Annotated in this window: 5 protein-coding genes; all 5 read left to right on the forward strand. The window is 64.2% G+C overall.

Going from position 1 to position 13,215, the window contains the following annotated elements; all coding sequences use genetic code 11:
* The first annotated feature begins 117 nt into the window (after nucleotides 1-117).
* Nucleotides 118-3,477 carry a TIM-barrel domain-containing protein gene (locus AC1DJN_RS03325; RefSeq protein ID WP_478038856.1) on the forward strand — a complete coding sequence of 1,120 codons (3,360 nt, stop codon included), beginning with the start codon at nucleotides 118-120 and terminating at the stop codon, nucleotides 3,475-3,477.
* A gap of 131 nt (nucleotides 3,478-3,608) precedes the next feature.
* Nucleotides 3,609-6,584, forward strand: coding sequence for a TonB-dependent receptor domain-containing protein (locus AC1DJN_RS03330; protein WP_478038848.1), 2,976 nt, complete (start codon nucleotides 3,609-3,611; stop codon nucleotides 6,582-6,584).
* A 64-nt stretch (nucleotides 6,585-6,648) separates the two neighbouring features.
* Nucleotides 6,649-8,004: a Gfo/Idh/MocA family protein gene (locus tag AC1DJN_RS03335; protein WP_442251326.1), complete on the forward strand. Its 1,356-nt coding sequence runs from the start codon at nucleotides 6,649-6,651 to the stop codon at nucleotides 8,002-8,004.
* Nucleotides 8,005-8,286: 282 nt separating this feature from the next.
* Nucleotides 8,287-12,957: an RHS repeat-associated core domain-containing protein gene (locus AC1DJN_RS03340; protein ID WP_478038852.1), complete on the forward strand. Its 4,671-nt coding sequence runs from the start codon at nucleotides 8,287-8,289 to the stop codon at nucleotides 12,955-12,957.
* Between the two features lie 13 nt (nucleotides 12,958-12,970).
* Nucleotides 12,971-13,215: hypothetical protein (locus AC1DJN_RS03345; protein ID WP_478038854.1), on the forward strand; the 245-nt coding region annotated here is incomplete at its 3' end.

Genomic DNA, 13,215 nt, shown 5'->3' on the forward strand with positions numbered 1-13,215 from the left:
CGTTTCATGTAAATATATCTTCCTTTTTCCTTTCAATTTGTTGACATCTTTCGAATCGCTGCCCTAGAGTCGGCCCAACCGCTTTCGAAACGCCCGGTGAACGGGTTGGGAGTCCGTGTGGAAATCTGCGTTCGTCGTTCGCCACTGCTGCTGGCCCTGTTGCCGGCACTGCTGTCGGCGTCCCTGTCGGCCCAGGCCGCACCGGTCGGCAACCTGCGCTCGGTCAGCGCCAGTGCCAGCACCGACGGTGTAAATGGCTGGGACCTGCAGACCGACAACGGCACGCGCATCCGCATTGAACTGCCGGCCACCGACATCATCCGCGTACAGGCCGGCCGCAACGGCAAGCTGACTGGTGCCGGTGACAAGGCCGCGCCGATCGTGCTGCCGCAGCCCAAGGCCAACGTGCAGGCACAGCTGGAAGAAGATGCGCAGGAGATCCGCGTGCGTACCGCTGCACTCGTGCTGCATGTGCAGCGGCAGCCGTTGCGCCTGCGCCTGGAGCGCCTGGACAACGGCCAGCCCACCGCGCTGTGGCAGGAACTGCAGCCGCTGGACCTGGATGCCGCGCAGAGCGTGCAGGTGCTGTCCTCGCAGGCCGATGAAGGCTATTACGGCGGTGGCCAGCAGAACGGCCGCTACCAGTTCAAGGGCCGCGAACTGGACGTCTCGTACTCCGGCGGCTGGGAAGAGGGGGATCGCCCGAGCCCGGCACCGATGCTGCTGAGCAGCCGTGGCTGGGGCATGCTGCGCAATACGTGGAGCGATGGCAGCTACGACCTGCGGCAGAGCGACCAGGCCACCCTGCTGCATCGTGAAGACCGCTTCGATGCGTACTACTTCGTTGGCGCCGACCTGCCGAAGCTGATCGAGCGCTACACCCAGCTGACCGGCCGCCCGAACATGGTCGCGCGCTGGGCGCTGTCCTACGGCGATGCCGATTGCTACAACGATGGCGACAACGGCAAGAAGCCCGGCACCGTGCCCGAGGGCTGGAGCGACGGCCCGACCGGCACCACACCGGATGTGATCAACAGCGTGGCCAAGCAGTACCGCGCCAACGACATGCCCGGCGGCTGGATCCTGCCCAACGATGGTTATGGCTGCGGCTACAAGCAGTTGCCGGAGACGGTGAAGGGCCTGGCCGGGTACGGCTTCCGCACCGGCCTGTGGACCGAGAACGGCGTCGACAAGATCGCCTGGGAAGTGGGCAAGGCCGGCAGCCGCGTGCAGAAACTGGACGTGGCCTGGACCGGCAAGGGCTACCAGTTCGCGATGGATGCCAACCGCCAGGCATTCAACGGCATCCTCGACAATTCCGATTCCCGCCCGTTCCTGTGGACGGTAATGGGCTGGGCCGGCATCCAGCGCTATGCCGTGGCCTGGACCGGCGACCAGAGCAGCAGCTGGGACTACATCCGCTGGCATGTGCCGACCCTGGTGGGTTCGGGCCTGTCCGGCATGGCCTACGCCAGCGGCGATGTGGACGCGATCTTCGGCGGCAGCGCCGAGACCTTCACCCGCGACCTGCAGTGGAAGGCGTTCACCCCGGTGCTGATGGGCATGAGCGGCTGGTCGTCGAATGCGCGCAAGCACCCGTGGTGGTACGACGAGCCCTACCGCAGCATCAACCGCGATTACCTGAAGTTGAAGATGCGCCTGACCCCGTACATGTATGGGCTGGTGCATGAGGCTGCGCAGACCGGTGCACCGCCGGTGCGTGGCCTGATGTGGGACAACCCGCGCGATCCGTACGCGCAGGATGAAACCTACAAGTACCAGTTCCTGCTCGGCCGCGACCTGYTGRTYGCRCCGGTRTACCGCAGCCAGGCCGCCAGCCGTGGTTGGCGCCGYGACATCCACCTGCCCGCCGGCGGCTGGATCGACTACTGGGATGGCCGCCGCGTGCAGGCCGCCGCCGATGGCCGCCAGCTGGACCGCCAGGTGGACCTGGYCACGCTGCCGGTGTTCGTGCGTGCCGGTGCGATCCTGCCGATGTACCCGTCGATGCTGTTCGACGGCGAGAAACCGCTCGATGAAGTGACCTTCGACCTGTACCCGCAGGGTGATTCGCAGTACACGCTGTACGAAGATGACGGCAACACCCGCCGCTACCAGCAGGGCGAATCGAGCACGCAGCGGATCAGTGTGCAGGCGCCGGCACAGGGCAGCGGCCCGGTACAGGTGCAGATCGATGCGGTACAGGGCCAGTACAACGGCCAGCTGGCACAGCGCCGCTATGGCCTGCGCGTGCTCAGCCGGCAGGCGCCGCGTGCGGTGCAGGCCGCTGGCCGCGCGCTGCCGGCGCTGGCCGACGCGACCGCATTCAACAGCGCCAGCGAGGGTTGGTACTTCGATGCCAAGGAGCGTCGCGGCACCCTGCATGTACGCACCGCGGCGCAGGACATCCGCCAGCCGCTGCAGCTGCAGCTGGACTTCGCCGTCGCCGCAGCGGCCGCCGACGATGCCTATCCGGCTGCACCGGTGCTGGGCCGCGAACTGCCGGCCGACAGCCTGCTGGTGGTCAACCGCCCGGCCGAAGAACCCGGCCATGCGCTGGAAAATGCCTTCGATGATGATCCGGCCACCTGGTTCCGCAGCGTGCGCAACCAGGCCGTGCGCACCGGTGCCCATGAGTGGGTGATCGGTTTCGGCGAACGGAAGATGATTGATGGCATCGACATCGCGCCGCGCAACGACAAGAACTGGAAGCACGGCCAGGTGCGCGACTACGAAGTGTACCTGGGCGACAGCAACGGCGAGTGGGGTGAACCGATTGCCCGCGGCTACCTGCAGCTGAAGGAAGGCACGCAGCGCATCGACTTCCCGGCCCACGCCGGCCGCCTGCTGCGCTTCCGCGTGTTGAGCGTGCAGAACCCCGAAGGTGACGGTGCCTCCAGCGCCGATCCGATGGTGACCGCTGCACAGGGCAGTGCGCGTGCCTTCGACGCGCTGCAACCGCGCGACGTCGGCCCGATTGCGCTGTCCACCTTCCACATCCTCGAACACCAGGAACCGGAGCGACCGGCCCGGCAGCGCTATCTCTCCGAGCTGCCGGTGCCGGCCGCGCTGGCCAGCCAGGTGCACGCCGACAAGGCGTTCACCGGCGACGCCGGCATGCGCATGAACGGCCTGCAGTTCCGCCGCGGCCTGGGCGTGTCCGCCAACAGCCGCATCGACCTGCGCCTGCAGGGGGGATGGCGCCTGCTGCGTGCCGACCTCGGCATTGACGACGCCTGCCGCACGGCCGGTGGCCTGCAGTTCCAGGTCTGGGGCGACAACCGCCTGCTGTATGACAGCGGCCTGGTGAAGGCACCCGGCGTGGTCAAGCCGGAGCTGGACATCCGTGGCCTTTCCACCCTGAGCCTGCGCACGCTGGGTGCGCAGGGCAGCCAACCCGCCCAGGTCTGTGCCAACTGGGCCAACGCCGTGCTGATCGGCCAGGAGGGCGACTCCGCCAGCATCGTCGCCCCATGACCGCCACGTAACACCGCTCCTCCCCGCCCATTCCGACTACGGCTTCACCACGACGGTGGGAGCCGTGGCCCGGGAGCGTTTTGCCCGCCGATCCACCATTCGCGCCGCACCCCTGCCAGGAGAGAACCCCGATGTTGCCCGCCCGCCACCACCGCCCCCCCTGTCGTTCGATCGCACCATTGTCGCTGGCCATCGCCGGCGTGCTGCTGTCGGTCGCCGTTCCTGCCTTCGCCCAGGAGAGCAAGGACAAGGCCACCGACCTGGCCCGCATCGAGGTCACCGGTTCCAACATCCGCCGCACCGACGTTGAAACCGCCTCGCCGGTGCAGGTGATCAGCAAGCAGGACATCCAGAACATGGGTGCGCGCACGCTGCTGCAGGTGCTCGACAACCTGCCTGCTGCCCGGCCAGCGCAGCAGGATTCGCGCTCGCTGTTCACCGGCTCCGACGGCGCTTCGCAGGCCAACCTGCGCGGCCTCGGCGCACAGGGCACGCTGGTGCTGTTGAATGGCCGCCGCCTGTCGTACTACGGCGCGCCGGCGGGCTTCCAGACCCAGTTCGTCAACATCGATGCGATTCCCGCCGCCGCCATCGAACGCATGGAAGTGCTGACCGACGGCGCCTCGGCGGTGTACGGCACCGACGCGGTGGCCGGCGTGATCAACGTGATCACCAAGCGCAACTTCCAGGGCGCGGAGATCAGCTTCACCAACGACACCTCCTCGCGCATCGACTCCTACGGCGAGCGCCAGGCCAGCATCACCGCCGGCTTCGGTGACCTCACCGAGAACCGCTTCAACATCTACGGCGCGGTGAACATGTACCGCCGCGACGCGATTCCGCTGGCCGACTTCTATGACAAGCGCCCGGACCAGTACTACGTCAACAACCCCAACTACCTGAACAACCTGCGCCTGGGCGTGGGCAGCAAGCCGGGTGAGTTCAACCCGGGCAGCTATTTCGCGTTCGATCCGGTGACCGGCCGCCGCGTGCAGGAAGCCGCACCGGGCTGCAAGAACGTGCTGACCAGTGAAGCGGCCGGCCCGCGTTGCGTCTGGGAAACCTGGATGAACAACGAGATCGACGCCGGCGCCAAATCCGAGCGCAACACCGCCTACCTCAACGGCACCTTCCTGGTGGGCGACAGCACCGAGATCTTCGCCGAGGCCACCTATACCGATATCGACCTGCGTGCCAACGGCGGTACCCCGCGCAGCTACGGCACCACCACCGGCAACCCGACCAGCTGGTTCTCGCGCGATACCGGAAACAACGTCAACCAGTTCCTGTATCCGTTCCTGGGCCCGAACAACGAGTACAACCACGCCAGCCCCGAGCTGAAGGCAATGATGGGTGGCGTTGTCGGCCTGCAGTACCTGCTGCAGGATGCCGGCGCCAACTACTTCGGCCAGCGCAACACCGACAAGAGCTACCGCGTGCTGACCGGCGCGCGTGGCAACGTCGGTGACTGGAACTGGGAAACCGCGTTCGCCACCGCCGGCACGCACTCGACCACCTACCAGACGATCAACGTCAACGTGAAGGGCTTCGAGAAGGCCTTCGGTCCTTACAGCATCGACCCGGGCACGGGCCGTGTGATCATCTCCGATCATCCGGCGTACAAGTTCGGTGAGATCAGCGAGGCCAACGCCGCACTGATCCGCGGCGCCTTCCCGACCTTCGACATCCAGTCGTGGACGCGCCTGCATACGCTGGATGGCAAGATCGAAGGCCCGCTGTTCCAGCTGCCGGCCGGTGACATGCGCGCCGCGTTCGGTTTCAACGCCAGCCGCGAAACCTTCTACACCCCCGGCAACGCCGACGCGGCCGCCGGCCTGATCACCCAGCAGGGTGGCTCGTGGTTCGATGGCGCGCGCAACACCTATGCGCTGTTTGCTGAAACGGTGGCGCCGATTACCGAGAAGCTGGAGCTGGACGCGGCCGTGCGCGTGGACAAGTACCCGAACTTCAGCGCCAACGTCGCGCCGAAGATCGGCTTCAAGTACCAGGCGTTCGACCAGCTGATGCTGCGCGGTACCTATTCCACCGGCTTCCGCGCCCCCAGCCTGGCCGAGTCCGGCAACGGCGGCGTGTACGCGCAGCTGGGCGGCTACCGTGATGAACTGCGCTGCGCCGAGACCAACGCCATCRCCAACCTGCTGCTGAAATCGCAGCGCGGCGGTGATGTCGACCTGGGCAAGAGCCTGCTCAACGTGGACTGCAGCCGCACCGTGGCCCGCATGACCCAGCCGAACCAGAACCTGAAGCCGGAGAAGGCGAAGATCGCCACGCTGGGCTTCGTCTACGAGCCGGCCAGCTGGCTGTCGGTGTCGGCCGATTACTGGTTCATCTACCGCGACAACGAAATCGTTGCCCCGGACTACCGCCGCGCCGAAGACATCATCTCCTCGTCGCGCTCGCCGATCACCGACAGCGACCGCGCCAATCTGGCGCAGCTGGCGGCGATGTGCGCCGACCCGGCAAGCGGTGTGAGCTGCCCGGGAACGCTGCCGGGCTACTCGGCCGGCAACGTGGCCAGCGTGGTGGGCCAGTACAAGAACCGCGGCAAGACCCTGATCGATGGCTTCGACATCGATGCGCGCAGCCGCTTCTCGCTGGGTGAGTGGGGCGGGCTGAACATCGGCCTGGCAGCCACCATCGCCAACCGCAACCGCTTCTACATGGATGAACAGAACGGCTGGTACTACGGCGACGTGGTGGGCTATTACAACAACCCGCGCCTGCGTGCGACGCTCAATGCCGACTGGACCTACAAGCAGGTCACCACCAGCATGTTCGTCAACTACGTGGGCGGCACCAAGTGGGCCACCGACCAGATCGACGAAGAAAGCAACAACAAGGAAACCTGCACCGGCGGTTACCTGGCCCTGGAAAAGAGCAAGTGCGATGGTGCACCGTCGTGGTGGACCGCCAACATGAGCGTCACCTGGCGCCCGGATGACGCGTGGAACCTGAGCTTCACCGTCAAGAACCTGTTCAACCGCCTGCCGTTCTACGATCCCAACAGCTTCCTGGGTGACTCCAGTGACTACGCCACCATCTTCGGTCGTGGTTACAGTGTGACCATCGGCTACCGGTTCAAGTAATTCCGTTTGCGTGACCAGGCGCGCCGGCCCAGGCTGGCGCGCCTTCAAGAGGAGAGTGTTTGCCATGAAGCGTAGGGAATTCATCGCGGCCAGCGCCGCTGTCGCCGCCAGCAGCCTGCTGCCGCAGACCCCGGCATGGGCACGTGGCCGCAAGGTACGCCTGGCCGTGATCGGTACCGGCATGCGTGGCCTGGTGCTGCTGAAGGAACTGGTGCGCCGAGACGACGTGGAGGTCGTTGCCCTGTGCGATATCGAGCCGATCATGCTCGGCCGCGCCGTGGACATGGTCAGCAAGGCGGGCAAGCCCGCGCCGAAGACCTACGGCCAGGACCGCGACATCAACGCGTGGAAGCGCCTGCTGGAGCAGAAGGGCATCGATGGCGTGATCATCGCCACGCCGTGGGAGTACCACGCACCGATGGCGATTGCCGCGATGCAGACCGGCGTGGCCGTGGGCTGCGAAGTGGTGGCCGGCATCACCCTGCAGGATCACTGGGACGTGCTGAAGACCCAGCTGAGCACCGGCACCCCGTACATGCTGCTGGAGAACGTCTGTTACCGCCGTGACGTGATGGCGGCCCTGCAGATGGTGCGGCAGGGTCTGTTCGGCGAACTGGTGCACCTGCAGGCCGGTTACCAGCACGACCTGCGCGGGGTGAAGTTCAACTCCGGCGACCCGAACCAGCCCTACGACAGCGGCGTGGAATTCGGCCCCAAGGGCTGGAGCGAAGCACGCTGGCGCACCGAACACTCGGTGGAGCGCAATGGTGAGCTCTACCCCAGCCACGGCATCGGCCCGTGCGCGATGTATACCGGCATCAACCGCGGCAACCGTTTCACCCACATCAACGCATTCGCCACCAAGGCGCGTGGCCTGCACGAATACACCGTAGCCAAGAGCGGCGGCACCACCCATCCGAGCACCAGGGTGAAGTTCAAGCTCGGCGACATCGTCACCACCACGCTGGCCTGCGAGAACGGCGAGACCATCCTGCTGCAGCACGACACCTCGCTGCCGCGACCGTATTCGATGGGCTTCCGCGTGCAGGGCACCAAGGGCCTGTGGATGGACGTGAACCATTCGATCCACATCGAAGGCCGCAGCCCGCCGCACCAGTGGGAAGAGTTCAAGAAGTACCAGGACCAGTACGAACATCCGCTGTGGAAGCAGAATGCCGACACCGCTGCCAGCGCCGGCCATGGCGGCATGGACTGGTTCGTGATCCATGCGTTCGTGGAAGCACTGAAGGCCAAGGCGCCGATGCCGATCGACATCTACGACGCAGTGACGTGGAGCGCGATTACCCCGTTGAGCGAGCAGTCGATCGCCAACAGTTTCCAGACGCTGGAGTTCCCGGATTTCACCGCGGGCCTGTGGCAGAAGCGCAAGCCGATTTTTGCGTTTGACGGAAAGTACTGAGGTCTACACCCTTCCACGCTGTGACGGAGACGCCGGGCATTGCCCGGCGTTTTTGTATCTTCGGGCCATTATCGATGGTTGGCGGTTATCAGAAAACTCTGAAATTCGACCCGCTCCACACTTTCTGACTTGAATGCGTAACCCACATCGGAGATAACGTCCCCATGCGGCCACGCCGCAATCCGGAACAGGGACGATCCGACGCAGGGCGGGAAAGGGCAATGGCTGCCCGAGCGCCTTCGTTCCTCCCGGTGCGGTAACCGCCCAGGAAGGAGAACAGGGATGTTGAAGCGATTGAAGGATCTGTCGTGCGCAGTGCTGGCGATGGCCGTGCTGGGGTGCGTGGGTACCACTGCGGTGCAGGCGCAGGAGGTGAAGAAGAAGTGGGAGAGCTACCTGTCGATGGGCCAGCCACGGGCCACCGAAGCTGCAGTGCAGAAGGACATCAGGGCCTTCTTTGCCCGGTACGAGGACGACAGGCCGTTCGTCTGGGAAGTGAAGCGGCAGCGCGTGCAGGCAAACAAAGTCATCTATGACTACCGGGCCAAGCCCGAGGCTATTGTCAGCACAGACTGGGTCTACGTTTACTCGGATCAGGAGTATGCGTCTGAAGATGAGGTCCGGGAGGCGATCCTTGGTCTCAACGCGAGCGACCCCCAATGTCCGGCAACCACGCTGACGGAGGAGGAGTGGGCTGAATTTCCAGGCCTTGGCGTCGGAGACGACGGAAGCATCACACACGAGGACAAGAAATTTCACTATACCCAGAATCGTTTCTACGCAGGTACACAGAGCTGCTCAGAGATGAAGGGATGGGAATACGTGCGCCGCGATAGGACAGCTGAGTGTCCGAATCGATCCGGTATGTTGTGGAATGAAGCCATCCAGATGTGCTCGCTGATTCAGCAGGATGAGCCGATGATGGCGCCAATGCTGGCGTATACGAGTACCCCGCTGCCGCCCCAGCAGTGCCCGGTGGGAAATCCGTGTGATCCGACAACGGGTGACAAGTCCCAGCCAGAATTCGATTTCGATTTCGGCTGGATCAGCTTCCGTCGCCATTATCATTCGCTTACCAGTACAGCGGGCGGAGCACTTGGGACTGGCTGGACGCACTCGCACAACCTGCGGCTCACAGCTGCGGTGGACGACTCGACATTCCCACCGAGCACCGATGTGAAGGTCGGGCTGATTGAGGAAAATGGCGGCCAGATTTCCTTCCAGAAGGTGGGGGCTCAGTACGAGGCAACGGATGGCAGTGGCGATCGTGCGGTGCAGCAAGGCAGTGGCTGGCTGTTGTCAAGGGCGCAGGAACGCATCGAGTTCGGCTCCGACGGGCTGATGCAGCGCCGCGACTTTGAAGATGGCACGTCATTGGTCTATGAGCGCGACGCTCGTGGCCGGCTCCTCGGCATCACCCATTCCTCTGGTCGTCGTTTGGATATCCAGTACGGTGCGCCTGGCGACGATGCGCTGATTTCGACGATTTCGGTAGCCGGTCAGGTCGTGGCCGCGTACGGCTATTCCGTGGCAGGCGAACTGACCACAGTCACCTATGCCGACGGCGGAGTAAGGACCTATCACTACGAAGATGCCCGCTTCCCTGGATACCTGACAGGCGTCACCGCCGAGGATAGCCGGCGCTATAGCTGGTTTGGCTACGACGCCAAGGGGCGTGTGACCTGCAGCCGTCATTCGGGCGACTGCACACAGGCGGATGTCGGCATTGATGGGGTGCGGCTGGATTACACGACCGCCGGCCCGGTCATCGTCACCGATGCACTCGGCAAGCAGAGCACGYACGCGCTTACCGCAAGCGGCACCAGCGGCCTGCCACGCAAGGTCAATGGCATCACCGACAGCAGCGGCACCGCCGGTCGTACCTACCTCCCAGAGGCCACGGACTTCCGCCGCCGCCTGCAGTCCTCGACCGACCGACGCGGCGTGGTCACCCAGTACGCCTACGCAGAGGCCAGCGACCCGGCCGCCGGTACAGTAGCCGTGACAACGACGACGGAAGCGGCGGGTACCCCCGAGCAACGCATCAGCGAGACGCGTGTCGCGCTCGACAGTAATCGCCTCGTGCAGCAGACGGTCGGCAACCAGGAAACCCGCATTGTCCGCAACGCGCGCCTGCAGCCGACCAGCGTCACCGTGCGCGATACAGCGACCAACCATACCCGCGTGACCACGCAGAACTATTGTGAAGCCGAAGGTCAGGACTGCCCGCAGGTGGGCCTGCTGAAAAGCATCGACGGTCCGCGTACGGACGTGGCAGATACCGTGACCTATGCCTGGTACACCGCCGACGATGCAGGGTGTGCGACCAACGGCACCTGTGCGTTCCGCAGGGGCGATCTGCGCAGCGTCACCAGTGCGTTGGGCCATACCGTTGAGACCCTCGCTTACGATGCCTTCGGGCGCCCGTTGTCAGTGCGTGATGCCAATGGCGCGGTGACCGACTACACCTATCACCCACGTGGCTGGCCGACGTCGGTCACCGTGCGTGGCGCCACCACTGCCGAAGATCGCAGCACCCAGCTGAGCTACTGGCCCACCGGCCAGGTGCAGCAGGTCACCGAGCCCGACGGCAGCAGCGTCACCTATGTCTACGACGCCGCCCAGCGGCTCACCGACATTGCCGACAGTGCGGGCAACACCATTCACTACACCTTGGACAACGCCGGCAACCGTCTGCAGGAAAACACGGTCGATGCAGGGGGTACGCTGCGCCGCACGCTGGCCCGTGTCTACAACACCCTCGGGCAGCTGACCGCGCTGAAGGATGCCGGCAACAACGCCACCGGCTTTGCCTACGACGCCAATGGCAATCCGCAGTCGGTCACCGATGCCCTGCAGCGGGTGACGAACCAGCAATACGATCCGTTGAACCGGCTGGCGCAGTCCCTGCAGGACGTGGGCGGTGTTGCTGCGAAAATCCGCAGCCAGTACAACGCGTTGGATCAGGTCACCCAGGTGACCGATCCCAAGGGTCTGCGCACCACCTACGCCTACAACGGCTTTGGTGATCTGACCGGACATGTCAGCCCGGATAGCGGGAACACTACTTTCACGGTTGACGCCGCTGGCAACCGCAAGACCCGCACTGATGCGCGCGGCGTGACCGCCACCTACAGCTACGACGCGCTCAATCGACTGGTCGGCATTGCCTATCCGGATCCCAACCTGGACGTGGGCTATCACTACGACACCGCACCAGCGGTATGTGCCAGTGACGAGCGTTTCGCCAAGGGTCGCCTGGGCCAGGTGCTGCACGCCAATGGCAGCACCGTGTACTGCCATGACCGCTTCGGCCAGGTCACCCGCAAGGTGCAGACGATCAATGGTGTAGCCAGCACCCTGCGCTATGCGTACAGCAAGTCCGGTCGCCTGACCACGTTGACCTACCCGGACGGAGGCGTGGCGGACTATGTGCGCGATGACCAGGGGCGGATCAGCCAGATCGGCCTGACCCGCCCTGGACAGGCCCGGCAGGTGGTGGTCAACAACGTGACCTACGCCGCCTTCGGGCCGGCGACCGGCTGGACCTACGGCAACGGCCGCCAGCTGCAGCGCCCGCTTGATCTGGACTACCGTCCGCAGGCGGTGCATGACCCCGCGGCGGGCGGTCTGTCACTGGGCTACGGCTACGATCCCGTCGGCTCGATCACCGAGCTGAAGAACGGCGCAGGCTCGGAAGTGCTGGCCAAGTATGCCTACGACACGCTCGGCCGACTGACCCAGACCCAAGACGGTGCGACGGGCACGCCGATTGAAACCTATGGCTACGACGCCACCGGCAACCGCACCTCGCTGACCACGTCGGCCGGGACCGCAAGCTATACCTATCCGGCTGACAGCCATCGACTGATTGCCGTGGACGGTCAGGCGCGCAACCAGGATGCCGCAGGCAACACCACCAGCATTGGCAGCAAGACGCTCGCCTACAACGATGCCAACCGCATGAGTGCGGTGAAGCAGGGCGATGCTGTGGTGGAGAGTTACGGTTACAACCACCGCGGTGAGCGCGTGCTGCGTGCGCCAGCCAGTGGCGATGCGCAGGTCACGGTCTATGACGAAGCCGGGCAGTGGGTTGGCAACTACTCGACGACCGGGCAAGCGCAGCAACAGGCGATCTGGCTGGACAACTACCCGGTGGCGTTGATCCAGACACCCGCCACGGGCGTGCCGGGGCTGGCGTACATCCAGCCCGATCACCTGGGTACGCCGCGTGTGGTGATCGACCCCATACGCGATATCGCGATCTGGGAGTGGAGCAGCAAGAGTGAGGTGTTTGGCGACCAGGCACCGGTCAATGACCCTGATGGGGATGGCGTGCTGTTTGAGCTGGCACTGCGCTTCCCGGGACAGCAGGCGACGAATGCGAGTGAGCTGTTCTACAACTATCAGCGCGAGTATGAGCCGGCGGTGGGGCGGTATTCGCAGAGTGATCCGATTGGCCTTAGTGGTGGGATCAGCACTTACGCCTACGCTGAATCCGGTCCTATGGAAAGGGATGACTCGCTTGGTCTCTGTCCCGGTTGCGTACTTGCTCGGCCTCCGGTCGTCGTTCGGCCCCCAGGTAATTCTGGTCGGGGCACTGGAGCTAGTGCAGGTGCGGGCAGATCGCACTCGTGGTACAGCCGGCCTCAGCAAAAAATTGCGCCTAAAGGAGGGAAGTCAAAAAATGACATACCATCTTGGGCGCGGGGGACAAATCCTACGAATGGGGAGACACCTGTTCAGTATGCCCAGCGAGTGTGCAAGGAGTTTGGTCAGGACCCCGGCAAAGGGCAGGGGTCAAACTTGAGCAAGCTAAAAAAATATGCGGAAACGCACTTCACTCCTAGCGGTGAGAAGCCCGGATTCTTTGAGGAATTCTTTTTCAATTTCAGTCAAGATCCTCTGATGGACGCAATTCCAGAAGAGCTCAGGGTTGATGGCGGCATTTAGGCGGGAGTTTGTGATGGCTGATATATATCCGGTTGGGGTTGCTGCGCATGGGAGAGTCGTCTGGTTTGCGTGGGTGTCCGATGACTATGATTATGTGCTATCAAAAAATGGGAGGCCTGTATCAGCCGGTAGCAAGGAGGATCTCGATTACGAAGTCGCTGCTTGCGACGGGACCCTGGACTGGGAGGGTGAATCGTTGCTCGACTTCGAATCCTTGATATCTTCGATTGATTCGGGAGTTGGAGTTAGCCCAGATGC

Source organism: Stenotrophomonas sp. 05L414_2, assembly GCF_056397905.1.

Excerpts from the sequence above, each read along its gene's own strand:
- AC1DJN_RS03335 (WP_442251326.1), top strand. The coding sequence starts at position 6,649 with ATGAAGCGTAGGGAATTCATCGCGGCCAGCGCCGCTGTCGCCGCCAGC.